This window comes from Mucilaginibacter sp. dw_454 (assembly GCF_018449775.1).
GTDB lineage: Bacteria > Bacteroidota > Bacteroidia > Sphingobacteriales > Sphingobacteriaceae > Mucilaginibacter.
On sequence record NZ_JAAVVB010000004.1, the window covers coordinates 80,848 to 97,781 of the forward strand.

Annotated in this window: 20 protein-coding genes; all 20 read right to left on the bottom strand. The window is 48.7% G+C overall.

Going from position 1 to position 16,934, the window contains the following annotated elements:
* Positions 1–356: 356 nt before the first annotated feature.
* Positions 357–1,700: a tyrosine-type recombinase/integrase gene (locus HB679_RS13765; protein WP_214072579.1), complete on the bottom strand. Its 1,344-nt coding sequence runs from the start codon at positions 1,698–1,700 to the stop codon at positions 357–359.
* Positions 1,701–1,731: 31 nt separating this feature from the next.
* Entirely contained in the window at positions 1,732–1,983 is a 252-nt protein-coding gene (locus tag HB679_RS13770; RefSeq protein ID WP_214072580.1) for a helix-turn-helix domain-containing protein, read from the bottom strand.
* A gap of 4 nt (positions 1,984–1,987) precedes the next feature.
* The gene (locus tag HB679_RS13775; protein ID WP_214072581.1) at positions 1,988–2,926 is read right to left on the bottom strand and encodes a site-specific DNA-methyltransferase; all 939 of its coding nucleotides are present in this window, start codon (positions 2,924–2,926) and stop codon (positions 1,988–1,990) included.
* Between the two features lie 39 nt (positions 2,927–2,965).
* Positions 2,966–3,553 carry a hypothetical protein gene (locus HB679_RS13780; RefSeq protein WP_214072582.1) on the bottom strand — a complete coding sequence of 196 codons (588 nt, stop codon included), beginning with the start codon at positions 3,551–3,553 and terminating at the stop codon, positions 2,966–2,968.
* Between the two features lie 4 nt (positions 3,554–3,557).
* Positions 3,558–4,370, bottom strand: a complete 813-nt coding sequence (locus HB679_RS13785; protein ID WP_214072583.1) for a DNA adenine methylase — start codon at positions 4,368–4,370, stop codon at positions 3,558–3,560.
* A gap of 36 nt (positions 4,371–4,406) precedes the next feature.
* On the bottom strand, positions 4,407–5,354 hold the full coding sequence (locus tag HB679_RS13790; RefSeq protein WP_214072584.1) for a hypothetical protein: 948 nt from the start codon (positions 5,352–5,354) through the stop codon (positions 4,407–4,409).
* Positions 5,355–5,380: 26 nt separating this feature from the next.
* Positions 5,381–5,668, bottom strand: coding sequence for a hypothetical protein (locus HB679_RS13795; RefSeq protein WP_214072585.1), 288 nt, complete (start codon positions 5,666–5,668; stop codon positions 5,381–5,383).
* Positions 5,669–5,684: 16 nt separating this feature from the next.
* Positions 5,685–5,942, bottom strand: coding sequence for a hypothetical protein (locus HB679_RS13800; RefSeq protein WP_214072586.1), 258 nt, complete (start codon positions 5,940–5,942; stop codon positions 5,685–5,687).
* A gap of 12 nt (positions 5,943–5,954) precedes the next feature.
* Positions 5,955–6,749 carry a hypothetical protein gene (locus tag HB679_RS13805; RefSeq protein WP_214072587.1) on the bottom strand — a complete coding sequence of 265 codons (795 nt, stop codon included), beginning with the start codon at positions 6,747–6,749 and terminating at the stop codon, positions 5,955–5,957.
* A gap of 20 nt (positions 6,750–6,769) precedes the next feature.
* Positions 6,770–7,291 (bottom strand): hypothetical protein, encoded by a 522-nt coding sequence (locus HB679_RS13810; RefSeq protein ID WP_214072588.1) that lies wholly within the window; start codon positions 7,289–7,291, stop codon positions 6,770–6,772.
* A 12-nt stretch (positions 7,292–7,303) separates the two neighbouring features.
* A complete protein-coding gene (gene traN / locus HB679_RS13815; RefSeq protein WP_214072589.1) occupies positions 7,304–8,134 on the bottom strand; it encodes a conjugative transposon protein TraN in 831 nt (276 codons plus the stop codon).
* 19 nt (positions 8,135–8,153) lie between these two features.
* On the bottom strand, positions 8,154–9,347 hold the full coding sequence (gene traM, locus HB679_RS13820) for a conjugative transposon protein TraM (protein WP_214072590.1): 1,194 nt from the start codon (positions 9,345–9,347) through the stop codon (positions 8,154–8,156).
* A gap of 8 nt (positions 9,348–9,355) precedes the next feature.
* Positions 9,356–9,682 (bottom strand): hypothetical protein, encoded by a 327-nt coding sequence (locus HB679_RS13825; RefSeq protein ID WP_214072591.1) that lies wholly within the window; start codon positions 9,680–9,682, stop codon positions 9,356–9,358.
* Between the two features lie 4 nt (positions 9,683–9,686).
* Positions 9,687–10,304 carry a conjugative transposon protein TraK gene (gene traK, locus HB679_RS13830; RefSeq protein ID WP_214072592.1) on the bottom strand — a complete coding sequence of 206 codons (618 nt, stop codon included), beginning with the start codon at positions 10,302–10,304 and terminating at the stop codon, positions 9,687–9,689.
* A 10-nt stretch (positions 10,305–10,314) separates the two neighbouring features.
* A complete protein-coding gene (gene traJ, locus HB679_RS13835) occupies positions 10,315–11,322 on the bottom strand; it encodes a conjugative transposon protein TraJ (RefSeq protein ID WP_214072593.1) in 1,008 nt (335 codons plus the stop codon).
* A gap of 46 nt (positions 11,323–11,368) precedes the next feature.
* Positions 11,369–12,001 (bottom strand): TerB family tellurite resistance protein, encoded by a 633-nt coding sequence (locus tag HB679_RS13840; protein ID WP_214072594.1) that lies wholly within the window; start codon positions 11,999–12,001, stop codon positions 11,369–11,371.
* Between the two features lie 174 nt (positions 12,002–12,175).
* A complete protein-coding gene (locus HB679_RS13845; protein WP_214072595.1) occupies positions 12,176–13,012 on the bottom strand; it encodes a hypothetical protein in 837 nt (278 codons plus the stop codon).
* 46 nt (positions 13,013–13,058) lie between these two features.
* Positions 13,059–13,712: a hypothetical protein gene (locus HB679_RS13850; RefSeq protein WP_214072596.1), complete on the bottom strand. Its 654-nt coding sequence runs from the start codon at positions 13,710–13,712 to the stop codon at positions 13,059–13,061.
* Positions 13,713–13,723: 11 nt separating this feature from the next.
* Entirely contained in the window at positions 13,724–14,404 is a 681-nt protein-coding gene (locus HB679_RS13855) for a conjugal transfer protein TraI (protein ID WP_214072597.1), read from the bottom strand.
* An 11-nt stretch (positions 14,405–14,415) separates the two neighbouring features.
* A complete protein-coding gene (locus HB679_RS13860) occupies positions 14,416–16,902 on the bottom strand; it encodes a TraG family conjugative transposon ATPase (protein ID WP_214072849.1) in 2,487 nt (828 codons plus the stop codon).
* Positions 16,903–16,934: the final 32 nt, after the last annotated feature.

The following is a 16,934-nucleotide window of genomic DNA, read 5'->3' on the forward strand; positions in this document are numbered from 1 at the left end:
CATCTAAAATGGCGACAAATTCTGTTTTGACACACAGATAATTCTCATCAAGTTCCGACTACGTAATTTCCCTGATCTTTGGCATTGTCACATAAGAATTTTCTACCGCTTTTAATGCCTCTTAATCGTTAATGATCTCGCAATGAAAGGCTTTTAAATCGATCTTTTCGCTTAGATCGTGAGTAACACCACTTACAAATTTCCCGGAAGATAGCAAAGCTATCCTTTGATGGAGGTATGGCTATAGGAGGTTACTGGAAATTACGCCTCGGTGGCCACTCAGTCGTTTATTAAACCGTCAAACACCCTCGAATCGGCATAAATACTTATAAATACAAATATCAAAGGTTTGGAAATCACAGCTTTTTTCCCTTGCTTTTTCCTTTGTTTTTTTTGGATGGTAATTTCAAAAGCGCCCGGTTTACTTCATCGGCCACCGGCTTGTCGTCCAGATCGTCCAGATATACATTGGTCTGCTGTTCGATTTCATGACCCAGTGCTTCTTTAATAATCGAGATATCGACACCGTTGTTTCTTAGATGCGTGGCAAATCCATGCCTTAACGAATAGCTGGTGAATTTTCTTTGCCATCCAACTGCTTCCGCCATTTCCTTGAGATCCTCATTAAAATCCTGTAACGCTGATTCTACGCGTTGGTCTATCTTTCTGGGCGTATTGTGGATAGCAAAAAGAAAAGGGAAAACATACCCCGCATCGCTTTTTACGGGGTATTCTTTCAGGAAGTAATTAACGACTTCCATAGCCTGCGGATGCAATATATAATCGTATTCCCGATGGTTTTTTGAACGGGTATAATGGATAGTTCCGTTGCCAATGTCTTCCTTCTTCAGCTTGCACAGGTCGCCGAAGTTAATACCCCTGGCATAATAGGTAAACTGAAGAAGCTGATGGGAACGGAATTTACGGGTGTGAGGTTCAAAATCCAGCTCCAGTATCTTTTCCAGATAATCTTCTTTAATAGAACGCTTTTTGGTTCTTATCCGTTTGTACGGCTGGTATTTGATAAAATTGGAAGGATGATGTTTATCCCGCGTGCAGTAGCCGTCTTTGATAGCCATGTTCCATATCCGGTAGTAGGTTCTTAGATACAGGCTCTTTGTCGATTCGGTAGTGCCATCTGATATGAGCCATTCATATCTTTGGTGATCTTCTTTAGTGAAGCTGAGAAAAGATTTGTCCTTTTCTTTTTCGCGCTCTTCTTTGGAGATGAATTTACCGTTATTTAAAATCTTGCTCACTTTCGATCTCGTGCTATCGAATACATCCGCATAACCCGGATTGCCGGCCTCTTCCAGTCCGTTGATCACTTTATCAAAGTATTCCAGTATTTTTAACTGGCCGCGCTGCGTTAAAGGTACGTTCTCGCTGTGCGTTACTTTACGTTTGATGTCAAGGCAGTTCGGGTAATGTCCGGCTTTTTCAGCCACTTTCAGCTCAAATTGTATATCCTCCAGGTACTTGTTAATCTTGGCTGTTAACTCCCTGTAGTAGGGATGCGACGGATGAGGCAGCCTCAGCGTTTCATTCCAATTTTCAGGAGTTGAACTGTACCCAAGCGGTACGAATTCCTTTTCCTTCAATTGGGAAAGGCGTATTCGAACTTCGTATTCGCCTTCCTTAAATCGCAGTCCTGTTTTCTTTACAACGCGATATGTAAAAAGCATTGGGGTTACTTCCATGATCGGTATTCGTTGTGAACTCGCGCTTCACTTATAGTTGGTTTAAGGCATTTTCTATTTCTTCGATGTTATAATAGCAGACTCCTCCAAGTTTGCGATATGGAATAATGCCTTTGTTCCTGAGCGTCTGCAAGGTGACTTCCGACATATCGAGCAATTCCATAACTTCGTGCGTTTTCAGCCATTTTTTTGGCTTATTTGTTCCTATAAGTTTTTCGATGTCTCTCAGCATTTTCAGACGGAAATCTTCAAGGTCCGCCACCGTCAGTATTTCTATTCCCATGATGTTAAAGTTTAATTGATGAACTGATTCGTTCTTCCGCCAGCTGTATATAGCCAGGGTTGATCTCAAATCCGATATATTGCCGGTTGAGCCTGGTGGCAGCCAATGCCGTCGTTCCGGCGCCCATAAAAGGATCGAGAACAATGTCACCTTCACGGCTTCCAGCTTTGAGGCATAGTTCGGGTAGCTCAGGCGGGAAAGCTGCAGAATGAGCGCCTTTAAACGGTACGGTAATGATGCTCCAGACCGATCTGCGGTTGGCGGTATCGTAAGGTCCTCGTTCTTTGCGGAAGCAGTTGACCAGCTTATTTTCCGGTGCTTTCCTGGCCATGCGGGAGGTTCTGTCTGCAATTGTTTTTCCTTTCGCCGGAGTTTTAATAGCGGTGTGATCGAAGTAATACTTTGGGCTTTTGGAGAACAGGAAAACATATTCGTGTGCTTTTGTGCAGCGATCGGTCACGCTTTCGGGCATATGGTTCGGTTTATGCCAGATGATGTCCTGCCGGAGATACCAGCCTTGTTTCCGCAAAGCAAAGGCGACCATCCAGGGCAGGCCGATCAGGTCTTTGTTCTTGATCTCGGCATGTTTGCCGGTGGTGGGCTGGCCAAACCGCGCGATGTTTTTAGATGATTTGCCAAACTCCCGGTGTTTGGCCTGGTACGCCGAGTTTTTACCTGCCTTGCCGGAGCCCCAATAGGCATCCCCGAGGTTTAGCCAAAGGGTGCCCTCGGGTTTTAAGACCCGCTTGACCTCGCTAAATATTTCTGTTAACGCTTTTATGTATTCTTCCGGAGTATCTTCGGAGCCCAGTTGTCCGGCAACGCCGTAGTCGCGCAGCCGCCAGTAAGGCGGGCTGGTGATACAGCATTGCACAAAGTCATCCGGCAGGGATCTTAACCCCGTCAAACAGTCCGAATGGTATATTTGGTTTACTGCAATCATTCTCTCTCACTTTAATCTTTGCTCCATTGCAGCGGCAGATCACCGCAATCCTTTGCCGCGTCTTTTTATTTGTGTTTTTTTCTTCGGCAGACTATGATGATAGCCTTTCGATATGATGGACGCGACCTGTCTGTACGCTTCCTTCTTCGCTTTATCTTTCTCGTTCATTACATGGTTCCGGATGATCTCGCGGCAAAACTTCCCGATAAACGCATCATCTTCGATCCGGAATTTATTGCCATCGGCAGGATCGCGTAACAGCAGGGCGAGGATCAGTTTACCATCCTGCTCACGGTGTACCAGTTTCTGCTGCACGATCTCGACCGTTTTCAAACTCCCGTCACCGGCGCCATTGTAGATGCCGGGGTCAATTTTTACCGGCAATCCCCTGTTATAATCAGAGCGGCCAATATCTCCGAGAGGCAGTTTGTCTTCGTCCGGAAAGGGGAAGCGGAAACAAAAGCCCGAATCCGGCCGTGCATATTCTGCCGGTGCTGAGCTACCGTCCAGTTTGGACAGCAGCCCTGCTGCTAAGGCCCTGGAATATTTTTCGTAGGTTACATAGTAGAGATTATCCATCGTGCCGACTTTGATCTCGTTACCTTTATAATTCACATATTCTCCCATAGTGTTAAATAGGTTTGTCCAAGGGATAGTTGGCAGTCAATACTTCCGTCTTCTTTTTGGGGTTACCGCCTTTGGCGTTGACCGTTACAAACAACTCTCTTTTTATCGAATGCCAGCCATTTTCCTTGATGTACCGGTCGAGTATATCAGTTGGATAGGACGACAAGAGGAATTTGCCTTTTATGCCCGCTAAGAGGCGCAACAGCGCCTCGTAATCGGCATCCGTGTAGCCTTTGTAATGACCGCAGTTGGAGCCGATATAGGGCGGATCGCAGTAAAAAAATGCGCCTTCGTGATCCCGGCTTTGGATGATATATAAGGCGTCGGCATGCTCGATCTGCACCATTTCCAAACGCCTGGTATATTCCTCCGTAAAATTGTTCCGCTTGTTGGCGATGCGCTTGGAGGTGGTGTTGTCGGTCTTGTCAAAACCGAAGGGGCCGTCCATCTTGGCCGAGAAAGCCTGCGCGCAGATCACCCAGACGGCCCAAGCCCGTCTGACCTCATCGAACAGGTCGGGGTTGTTATAAATGACCTCAGCCTGCCGGAAGGAGTTCCGGCAGTGCAGGGTTCGCTGAATCATCTTTTGCAGCGGCGCGAACTGATCCCGGGTGACCAGGTAGAAATTCATGAGCTCGCCGTTGGTGTCATTGATCACTTCCGTTTTTGACGGCGGCTTGTGAAAGAATATGGCGCCGCCGCCCGTAAATGGCTCGGCATAAAGGATGTGCTCGGGAATCAGCGAGATGATTAAAGGCGCTAGGTTTTGCTTTCCGCCGTAATAGGTTAATGGCGGTTTCATTTTCTTTTGTTCCATACTTCACGTTATCTTGTTCACGAAAATGAGAGGCGGTCAGATCGACCGGCCTTTATTTTTGCCCGGCTTTCGCCTTGGGCCGGTTATTTTGGGTAGCAGTTTAACCTGCCGGGGTTGGTTTGGTAAAAACTCGTTCAGTTCAATCTTCTCCAGTTTACTGTTATATAGCGCCAGCGATTGTTCACGCGGATTGGCTTCTATAAAGGCAGACACCAGCAGGTTGTCTTTGAGGAGGCTGACCGGGGAACGTTCTCCCCGGATCAGGTCGTAGATCAGTTGCGGCCCGGTGCGGTCCAGTTGCATTTCCGTTATTGGCAATTGCTTCAGCAGCTTCATAAAATCATAGTCAGGCAACTTTATAAGCTTTCCATTGTCAATTGCCTTCCAATGGGTATAAAGATTCGTAGGCTCATTCTCCTTCTGATAGAATTTCAGCACACCTCTGCCGGATAGCAGGTTATAAGCCTCTCTGGCAGAGATATCTGAAAAGTCGCCTTTGAGATCGAAGTGCCGCGTTTTTTCATAATCGGGCGCATAGGTTGTCACCTGCAAATGCTTTTCGATGGGCGTATTCAGCCAGTAACGCAGTTTCAATCGCCTGGCAATATCTTTAGCCTGATGACTATGGTTCAGCGACAGCTCGAAAACATCGTCGAAGATTTTGCTGACCTTCGAATCACCTGCCATGACCTGCTGAACGTAATTTTGCCAGTCAGTGCCCTTCATCCGTTTTTCCAGCTCCGATGTATCGATCTCACCGAATTTCCCATGCGGTATGGGATGTGTTTTTAACAACATCGCCTGGTAGGATTCCGGGAATAGCTCTCCGGTTTCTTCCCGTCGTTTAATGGTCAGCTGATAGTTCATCAGGTCATCGCCGATCCTTTCCTGCTGCCGGAGAAGAATAATATCAGTATCTCCAAAACTTTCCAGGTAACTATACAGATCAGGCCGGTGAAAGCCTAACTCAACCAAGCTGGCCATCAGCCTGTCGAGATTTTCGGCTTCGTTCATGACTTATTTTCAATGAGAGGCTTTGGCTTTGCCGGTTGTTTTTTGGCGGCGGTGCCTGGCATTTGCTGCATGGCTCTTTCAAAGCCGATCCACTGGCCCTTATCATTGACCCCCCGTTCGCGCAATTGCATGCGAACAAGCGTGGCGAGGTTGAACTCCTTGCCTAATAATTTTACCAGCAAGTTGGTGCTGGTGGTAGAAAACAGGAAAAGCGGGTTTTCCTCGTTGGGCAGGCTGCCGTCTTTGGCTGCCTGCTTGTATTTATTGATCTGTTCCGTTGTCATGGTTCATTTATTAGAGTTACAAATGCTTCCCTTTTTTCCGGGCAGGCGTTTTCCTGCCCAACTGCCGGTTAAAGCCGACCCATTCGCCTTTCAAATTCAGCCCACGATTTTCCAGTTCCATTTTTGCCAGTTCCGCAAAGCTGAACTCCTTATTCAGTCCCATAACCAGTAACTTGGTAGAAGAAATAGAAAAAAGGAATATGGGATTGTCATAGTCGGGGATAGTACCGTCTTCGGATGCCTGCGTGTATTTTTTAATTTGCTCCGGTTTCATCGGCTGCTGGGTTTAGATCGACATCCCCTTCCGCTGGTTCTTCGACTCCCAGTTCACCCGCTGGTTCTCCCAGGGCTTTTTTTTTAGATCGTCCTGGTTTTGTCCGGGCGTTTCTGCTTTGAGTTCGGCCTTTTGCTGCTGCCTTTCCACGAGCCGCATGTCCTGGTCATAAAGATCGACCCGGCCGATCTTAGGGTTAACGGCCAGCGTGCCGCTGGTTTGCTCGCCGTTAACCATAATCGTAACCGGCACCAGGTTGGCCTTTTTCAGCGATTTCTCTATCCTTTCCAGCGTTTGCGGATTCTCCAGTTCCTTCACAGGTACGGACAGTTTTTTCAGCGAATCCTTCAGTTCAAAAGGCTGTTTCTGGTAATAGTTCTCGTGGTAGCTGTTGACCGGATAATTGTTATAATCGTCCTTCTTGCCGGTTGTGTCGATGCTGATCCAGGTATTGTACTGCTGGCCTTCCTTATTGTAGAGGTTCTTGTTAACGGCCACCAGTTCGCCGTGCGTAAGCAGGCGGTAAGCCTCCATAGCGGTGATCAGCTTCTCGGTCGGGAAAGTATGCTCGGTTACCTTCCTGTCCGGGTTGGTAATGGCGACATCATATTTATTAAAATAGACTTTGTCGCGTTCATCGTCCCGGCGGAAATGCAGTTTATAATTGACATCGTCTTCGCCGATCTTTACTGCATGTTCCAGTTGGAATTCCGGCTTCCCGGATTTGATCGCTTCATCTAATTGGCTGTTCAGGCTTTCACCGAATCCTTTGCGGTATAAGCCTTCTTTTAATTCTTCTGTGTTCATAATCCCTTGTTTTTTAGTTTTTAAATCGACCGGCCTTTCCGGTGCTTTTTTGATCGGTTGTTTTTCTGCCGGTTGTTTTGATGCGCGTATTTGGACACGGGCGTCATCTGCCTTACAGTAGCCTGTTGTTGCTGTTGCTGTTCTGGCTTCGTGTCGCGTCCCAGTGGCGGCAGGTTAACGGCCTGCCGGTTAGCCTGCTCGCGGTTGATGGTTACGTTTTCCCGGTTACCGGTCCACATGGCCCTTAACCTTGCGCGTCCCCGGTGCAGTATTCTCCGCAATAATCCCGGATACAGCGAACGTTCCATTTTTCGACGCTGGAAGCGCAGCATGGTCATCATGGCCTTTTCATCGGGCGTTTGCGCCTTGCCGTTATATTTGTAATAAAGCTGATCGTAGTTTTCCAGCTTCATCTTCAGGAACTCGCGGTCTTTGAGTGCCTCCTGCCCGAACAGCGCCCCGAACTTGTTCTCCTGCTGATTCCAGTTACTGAGTTCGCTCATCAGCGTTTCCGGCCTGGACGTTTGCAATGCGTTTTCCATAGGGCCCGGTGTTTAGTGCACAAGCGTTTTTGCCTGCAGGAGCTTGTCCTGGTCCAGTTTGCAGGTTGGGTTACGGTCACCGCCCTGTTCCATCAGTTCGGTCACGAAGTTCTTATTTTCGGCTATAGTGAACTTTGCGAAAGCCGCCACGATGGTTTCTCCTTTATCATTTTCGGCAGTTCCCGTATGTTGTACATAGAGCGGCGATATTTCCTTATCCTGTTCGGCGGTTCTTTTGGCTTTATCCTTGTCGCGGATGTAGAAGCGGAGAGAACCGGTATCGTAGCGGATGGCGGTGGTATTCTTTACCTTGTAGCTGAAGAACAGCACATCGTCCTTGATATAGATACCGTCCAACCTGAAATCCATACCGTGCTTACGGTAATGAACACCATTTAAAAACGGATAGCTGCCGGTTACGATGCCCGCATAATCTTCCAGTTGCCTGCTGTTCAGCGAAACGCCATCAAACGTAGCAGCCGCAAATGGCGGCTGTTTGCGCAAATCGACGGTCTGGTAAGCGGGCTGATCGGCATAGCTCACATTAAAATCGTAAACGTTGCCCTCAGCGGTGATCACATGCAGGTTGCTCGGCTCAAATCCTTTCTGGCCTGCTTTCACTTTAAGTGCGTTATCCACACCTTTTACCTTCTCGGCCAGTACATATTTGTCGCCGCGGTCTGCGCTTTGAATGGCCGCCGGAAAGATCAGCAAGGTCGTTTTATGCGTGGTGATATCGAGGTGGTAAGACGGCAATACAGCTTTGCTGCTGATGCTGTCGGTTTGCTGCGCCGTGGCGCTCAGGGAGGCGCATAGCGCCGCTATAATCAGTAAGTATTTCATGTTTAAATGTTTAATTTGATCAATTGCCTGAATCCTGTTTCGCTTTGCCGTCGAGCAACAGCACCGGGTAACCGGCTTTTACCGTTACCCTGACCAGCTTGACCTTTTTACTGGCAAAACCTTTGACCGCTTCCAGACCCGCGCTGGCGGCCTGCGCGCCCAATGAAGGGTCAAGGCTCATGAGCTGCATGCTCTGCACGCCGCGGTCTGCACCTTCTTTACTGGCATCGCGGCCAATGGCACCTGGCACCCGGATGCCCTCCAGCGCATCCAGGTCATAAACAGACAGTCCGACTGGAAAGACACTGTTATTATACCGGATACCCGTAATGCTGATCTTTAGCCTTTCGCCGTCGATGTTACAGCTGCCGTACACAAAGTTGTTTTTGGGGATCAGTGTACCGTTGACCATCACGTCTTCGGTCAGGCGTAATTTGATGGTGGCGCCGGTTGTGACCGTTTGCGTTTCCTGTACTACGGCAGGTATCGCCGGCAATGCGGATGAGTCGGCAACGGCGTTATCATCCAGGCCATAAAAGCCGGTCGTTGTAAATCCGCTATGCGGTATTTCGTCCGGGCCGGTGACCGGGTAAACGCGACCTTTATTTTTCAGGGATTGCTGGCGTAGTTGCTGCTGCAGGCGTTCCGGATGCTGGATATCGAGCACTTTTTCCAGCATGGCGTTCATCTGCTGCATTTGCGGGTCCGGTTCGTTATTTCCGCTCAGTTGCTGCATGGATTGCTGCAAACGGGCGAGCTGCGCGTCGATGGCGGGATCATGGGCATTATTTACAGGAGTAGGTTGTGACTGTGGCTGATTTAAACTTTGTTCTAATTGTGCCAGCTTTGTTCGCACCTTGGCTTCATTAGGGTCGGAATAATTAGGGCCTGTTATACCGCCATGCTTCAGGTGGCTGGTATCGGTCTTGCCGGGAATGGTATCACCGGCAAACGGGTCGCGGCTCAATTGGTTTTTTAAGTTTTGAGAATCGATGGCGGCCTTGTTATACAAACTCATCTTGTCCAGCGAAGCGCCGGAAAGTTGTGGGGATGGCAGGGATGTGTTAATGCCCGGCTTTTCCTGCGCCTGGGCCTGGTTTACGCCCTTCCCGCCGCCCAGCGACCAGAATGCCAGCGTTACGAAGGGTAAGGCCAGCAAGGGTAGTACCAGCAGGGCTTTTCTTTTTTTGAGGTATTTTTCTGAATGTTCCATAAGGATTTTTATTGGTGATTAAATTTTTGAATGCTGTCTTTAGGGCGCACGGTCGGTGGCGGCTTGGTAACCGGCGGAACGTGGCCAAAGGATAGCGGTATATTCGCTTTTCCGGACAAGGCATGAAAAAACAGATGGCTGCACCAGGCGCTGCATAGCATACAGAAGAGCAAAAACAAGATTTTCTTCTGCGCAACCGAATACCGACGTTCGCATTGTTGCAGCAAACGCACTATGCATTGCTGCAGCGCAATGATCTTTTCCGCGATTATCCGGGCAATAGCATCCCTGTAAGGCCGCGATTGCTGCTCCTTTTTAGTTTTTAATTTCCACATCGCTTTATCTTTTTTGCAGGTCTTTGTCGTTGTTTTCGAGTATGCGCCAGCGTTCTATCAGGAAGCCGTGCGCATTGTTTTCGCTGCGGCTGACGTTACGCAGGTAGCCCTCTGTGACCAGGCTCCGCGTGACGATGGCCGTGGGCCGGACGATCTTTTCGGTCGCATAGTATTTGAAATAATAAGGATAGTTCTGCAGGTTCAGCTGGACGCTGTCTATATCCACCTGCTGGCTGATATTTCCCGCGATGACCGATGAATAATAGCCGTTTTCCTTCAGGTCTTCGTATTGCTTTTGCGCAGTAGCGTCCGCGAGATAAAGCGCCTGTTTAATATTGTTGTCGATCACTTTATCGTCCGGGTCGAGCGTAAAGAAATAGTAGTGGAACATCTTGATATGATCGCGCGCTTCCACATCCACGTTATCCTTGCGTTCGGCCGATAAAGCGGACAGAGCTTTTCCGTTAGCCAGCAGATAAATCCGTCCCTGCGCTTTGCTTACCATTTTGTAGCTTTCGGTTACCGTATAGCAACAGATGGCCATAGCAGCGGCGATCAGCACAAAGGTGAACAGCCTGACGTGCTTGAATGCGGTTTCGATATTTTTGAATTGTTGAAACATACTACCTCCTTTAAATTAATGCTTTTGCTGCCGTGCCTGCCGCCGAAGCGCCTGCGGATGCGCCCTGGCCGGACATATTGGAAACTTTGTGCAGCAAGGTATCCTTGCCACCGGGTTGTATAATATAACCGGCTACGGTCGGCACGGTAAAATAGCCCACAATGGCGATGATCATAAAGACGACATAGACCGAACTTGAATAGAAATCCTGGTCCTGCGTGATCATATTAGCCAGAATCGTAGAGATAATGCCTCCGAAGATATTAGCTACCGGCAGCCACATATAGACATGTACGTAGCGGGCGAACCAGCTGGCAAGCGTATGCTGGAAACCATCGAATACGCTCAGGCCCAAAACCAGCGGGCCTAAGATGGCCAGGACGATTAAGTAGAACGTGCGTATCGTATTAATGCACAAGGAAGCCGCTTCATACAGTATCTGCACCACGTTCTTAATAAAGCTCTGAAACATGCTCTTTAACCCGAAGAATCCGAAGGTGCTGCCCATGTCATTTGACTGGCCATTGGCGGCCGTCGTGCCGTCCGGCTGCTGGTATTTCTCATAGTTATTATCCTGCCCGCTATTATAAATTCCGGGCGGTGTTTGCGTTGCAGCTTTGGCTTCCTGCTGCAAATGCCAGGTGATCGCATCCTGGCTGTGCTGTCCCATCGCGGCGGTAGCTGCAACGGTCGGTGACAGTACACCATTCATCAAATTGATCAGTGCAGGAAAACCGGCAATGGCGATGCCGATGGCAAATGGCCGCAACAAAGGATAAAAGTCGATGGCTTCTGCACGCGCCAGATGTTTCCATACCCGCAGGGCGATATACCATAGGGCGGCAAAGCCTGCTATGGCGCGTCCTACGTCAATCAGCTGGCTGCATAAGGGCAACATCTGGTTAAATAGCTTATCCAACTCACCGTTCAGACCGGTGACTTCGGCGCCAAATCCCTGCGCATTTGAGAGCATCGGCACCAGCAAAAAAGCTACGGCTAAAACCATGATCTTTTTCATACTATATTCTATTTAAATGTTTTACTCCGGTTTATTTTAAGGCTTATTACTGCGGAACATATAGTTGCTGCAGACTTTTCGAATCCTGCTGCTGACGCGCCCGCTGTGTGTCCAGGGCGGCCTGCCGGTTATTGAAGCTCCGTAAAAAGGAAAGCTTATCCTGCATGTCCTTGTCGATCCCGTCAATTTGCCGTAAGCGCTCGTCATCGCTCATCCGCAGCTGGCTGGATGTCATGACCATGGTCAGCGCACTTAAATTGTTGACGCTTTGGTTGAACAGGTTTTTATAAACCGTTCCCATATAGCTGATCTCTGTCGGCGTAAACCGGCCGCCGTTTTTGAAGCTGCTGTAAGCCGATTTGTATTCCGACAAAATGGTTTCCTGGCAGGTGATGATCTGCGCTACCCGGCTGTAAGCTTTTAAAGGGGGACTTATTGCCAATAGTCCGTTCAGGAAACTCTGGTGCAGGTTGAACGTGCCCTGCGAAATGCCGCTGATCGTGGAATAACCCGAGCTGATAACGTCATAACCCTTTTTCATATCGGCCAGTATCTGCTTGAACTGGGCCAGCTTTTCAATGTCCAGCGTCAACTGTTCAATGTCCTGCGCCTGACCGAATGCTTTATCAGAAAGCCCGAGACCCAGCATAATGATCAATACATAGATTAACTTTTTCATATCCTGTTTTAATTGTCGTTCCCATCCACGCCGCCGTCCGGCGGCATCCAGTTGTAGCTGCATATTGCAGCCTGGCCATTACCTTATGTTATCTTTTTTCATTTGTCTGCATTCCGTTCTTCCCAAACCCGCGATGCGGGTTTGGGAAGATTTGTTTCGCTTTCGTCCTTGCCTTTAGATATGGCAGTTACCGGAACATTCACCCCATTCCTCGTCCTGTTTGATATTAAATACTACCTCGGATAATGGCCTGCAGGAACGGTGCAGGTAAACAGGGTTTTTGATACCCTTGCGGGTGCTGTTCCTGATGGCCTCGTCCACTTTAACTGCGGCTGCGAAATCTTCGGGCGCGTTCTTTTTCTTCATCGCCCACGAACGGTCTGACTGGTAAGGACAGAACACGCAGCTTGATTTGGGCGGTACCGGCAAACCGTGCTTTTGATACCACTGGACAATCTCATTCCTGTCCATCGATTTAGCCCAATCCAATTTATCCGTATTCCCGTTCTTATGCACCGCATGGCCAAGGAAAGGATAGGTATTGATTTTCCAGGCTTCCCGCGGCTCGGACATGCGTTCGATCTCATCCAGGGTGATGCCATGCCATACCGCGGTTTGGGGCCGTCTTGCACCTTTGGGCAGCCGATATATGTGATCCCTGATATAATTATCCACCACGGTGATCTTGTAATCGGCTGTACATTGCCGCCGGAGCATACCCACCGAGCCATTCTCATTTTGGGTAAACGCGGGAATGGATGTAAAGCGGCCGTTACCTTGTGTGTTAAGCAGATCGGCGTACAGATTCCGTTCCCTGAGCACGATGATCGGTATCCCGCTATTTTTTTCTTTCCAGTCCAGCAGGAAATCCAGATAGGCATACGTTTTTTTACCCTCTTTCCCCGTATCTGAAAAAATAGCGAAGTCTGCCCTCGGTAATTCGCCCATACTGGACATCAGGTAAAGGGCTGTGCTTTGCACACCAAGACCCAGTGATATTATATTCATCATATCGCCTTCACTTATTGTTATCACTATTTTTATACCGGCTATCCGCTTATTGTCCGTATAAGGATTTCAGCGTTTTATTGTCCTTGCTTTTGCGGCTGCGTTGCGCCGCCAAAGCAAGCGCCTGGTTATTCAGTCTTTGTTCCTTACCGTATAAATTCTGCATTTCCTTGTACAGCTTGTCGATCCTGGAGATCCGTTCATTATCGGTGAGCGACAGTTTACCGTTGGTGATGACCAGCTGCAGTTCTTCCAGATCGGTTTGGGATTGCTGCAGCACCGATTGATAAATCGTATTAAAATTAGTGAGCTCGGCTGGCGTAAACTGTTTGCTTTTGGTCAGTTGCGGATAAACATTATTGTGGGCGGTAATAATCTGCTGCTGTAAAGTTGTAATGCCCTTAACGCGAGAATAATTCCGGACGCTACTACTGACGATCTTCAGACTATCGATATGACCGGTATGCAGGTTGAGGTCGCCGTTTTTGATTGTACTGATCGCGCCCGTGCCTTCTTTGGCAATCGAATAACCTTTTTGCAGATAGCCGTCATAGACCTGGAGAGCGGCGATCTGCTGTTCCAAGTATTGATTTTGCGTTGCGCCCTGGCTAAAAAAGCCACCTAAAAACTGCGCATGTGCGGAGGTAACCAGTGCTGCCAGTAGCAGCAGGAGGATAATACCGGTTTTTACATAATTTTTCATTGTCTTAACTTTTATTGTACACCATATAATTGTTTCAATTCCGCAGCTTGCTGCTCGTCGTTCGCCCTTGCCAGGCTGAGGCGGATATTGCGGTCGTTGAAGCTGCGCATATCGCTGACGTTCTTATCCAGGCTTTTATCAGCGCGATGGATCAGCTCCAGCCGTTTGCCATCGGTCATCTGGGTGGTCAGGTTGGTCACCGCCAGATCAAGCTGCTCGATATTTTTCAGGCTTTCCGAAAGGATACCGGAATAGACACTATACATATATTGCAGCTCCTGCGGAGTGAAGTGATTGTCCTGTTTGATTACATTCCAGGTGGTATTATACTCGCTGATCAGTTGCTTTTGCCGGTTGATCATGTCTTTTACTTCCGTATAAGTAGTAATAGCCGTTTTTACCTTTTTCAGTTCGTTGAAGTAATCTGCGTACAGTTGTTTCTGCTTATCCGCCCATTGGGAGATATCATTCAGTTTTAGTTGCGACATCGTATTTTCCAGCGTCTTTTGCGCGTTCTGCAGCCAGATCACCTGGTTTTGCTGTTTTTGAATCTGCAGGTCGATGGCCCTGATGACTTTGCTGATGAGGCCCGTAATAATACTTACGCCTGGTATCTGCGCCTGCACCTGCGGTACGGCGCAGCAGCGGAGCAGCGTGATGATAAATACGATTATCGTGATGATCTTTTTCATGGTCTTATTATTTATGCGGCCAGATCCCTTGCAAGCGCGGTTAAGCCTTTGCGGATGTCGCCATACTTCCTGGTATATTCCTGTACTTTCAACTTTTCGGTTTGTTCGGTGGAATAGGCGTAGTATTCCTCTACTGATGGCTCGTAACGGTAGACTTTCATCAGCTGGTTGCCTAATTCAATATAGAGCTCGCGGTATTTCCGGTCGGGGTCGTTGGCCTTATTGATAGAGAGCACCTGCTGACGCCCTTTATCTGTCATACCCATCACAGCCTGCACTGCGTCAAACTTATTCTGGAACTTTTTCATGTCCAGCAGTATCTTGCAGTCGGCGTTGTTAATGATCGCCTCTTTAATGATCGGCGAGCTGATCAAATCGTCGATCTCCTGCGTTACGGTGATGGCTTCCCCGAAGTATTTCCGGACCGTTTTATACAAATACTTCATAAACTCAGCCATACCGCTGCGGGCAATGGCTTTCCAGGCTTCCTCGATGCAGATCACTTTGCGGACGCCTTTCAGCTTGCGCATTTTTGATATGAACATCTCCATAATGATCAGGGTCACGACCGGAAACAAAGTAGGATGCCCTGCTATCGTGTCGATCTCGAACACGATAAAGGGCTGCTCCATCATATCCAGGTTTTCGGTCGCGTTCAGCAGGTAGTCGAATTCGCCGCCTTTATAATAAGGCCGCAGCACATAGACGAAATTATGCAGGTCGAAATCCCGGTCTTTGACGCCATCCGATTCCAGTTCCTTTACAAAGTCGTTTTGCAGGAATTCAAAGAAAGTATTGAAGCAGGCAAACACGTCCGGATTGTTGTCGAGGTAAACGTAATAGGACTGCAATGCATTGGATATCGCCACGTATTCACTACGCCGGAACGTTTCGTCACTATGTTTCCATAAGGCGACCAATAGCGTTTTAATACTCTCTTTCTTCTCAGTGTCTAAAACGTCACCCGGCGCGATATAAAATGGGTTGAACTTGATCGGGTTTTCCTCGCTATAAGTAAAATAATAACCGCCGAGCAGTTGGCAAAGCCCTTCATAACTGTGGCCGACATCCACCACGATGCAGTGGGCGCCCTGCTGTACGTAGCTGTGCAGCAAATGGTTCATGAACATCGATTTACCCGAACCCGAGCCGCCGATCACGATCTTGTTTCTATTGGTAATAATACCGCGCCGCATAGGTTCGTCGCTGATGTCGACATGAACCGGCACCCCGGTCAGCCGGTCGCCAAGCCGGATACCAAAGCTGCTGTTGGAGGATTTATAGGCCGTTTCCATATTGAGGAAACAGGCGGCTTGTTCGGCGAACGTATCAAAGGTTTCATTTTCCGGCAGGTCGCCCTCGTTGCCGGGCAGGCCCGCCCACCATAATTGCGGTGCGCCGTGCGTTTCCTGGTGCGGTATGGCCTCCATCCGGGATAATGCCGAGGCGGTCTGGTTGCGGAGCTCTTTCAATTCATCTTTTTTATCCGTCCAGCAAAGCAGGTTAAAATGCGCCTTGATCGGTTGCCTGCCCTGCGAGATGGCCTCGTTCAGGAAGTCAGCGACAGCATCCCGGCCAATACTATTTTCCCGGCTGTACATGGACAGCGACTGCAAACGGGCGCGTTTGCTTTCCAGCCGTTTAATGGTCTTTGGCGCGTCGCTGATGACCATATACTGGTTATAGATATGATTGACAGGTAATAATTGGCCGACAGGTGTGGCGAAGCCCACCGAGAACTTCGTTTTGTCGGATGAGTATTTATCATAATTGACACGGGGGCTGCAGGTTCCGGGCATGTGTTCGGTATCGGCCAGCATATAGAGCTGGCAGTAATTCTCGCCGATCTTCCAGTCAGGTTTAAAGACAATGTCTTTCAGCACAGGGGACTGCTGCCTGTCCAGCAGAAAGAGATAACGCTCCAATAATCCCGGTTGACTATTCATTCCGGTCAGTTCTTCCTGTTTTACCCTTTCTGTTTGCACAAAACCGCTGTCGGCCAGAATCCGGCGAAACTGCCCCACGCTGTCCTGGAGCTGCTGAAGGAGTTTGCGGTCAAGCGTTTCGGGCGGCACGATGTTTTTGCGCAGCAGGTTGGAAAACGCTGAGCTGGCCGGTTTCCGGTCTTTGGGTTTTAGCGTGACCATTAAATAGCATTCATGATCGAGATAAGGCCGTTCGTTAAAAAAGCGTTCGCTGCTGCCCATTAAGAAATTGGGGCTTTCTTCCGAGAAATTGGCCTTGTAGCTGGATTCAATGAACCAATCCTGTTTATGCACTACCGCGCCGGTCGGTAATATTTTGATCGCCTTTAACCAGGCGAAATGCAGGGCTTCGTAGTCCTCATTGGACAGTGAAAATATCTCTGGCAATGTAACTTTCAGCACTACCGTCACATCACCGTTCTTGGATAGAATGCAGTCCTGCTCCGTTTTCCAGACAGGCAGCAGCTTTTCGAGATCACGGCTGTTATCCGCCGCATCCCTGCTCTGCAACATGACTGCTGCCAGCACAATACCTGCTATAATGA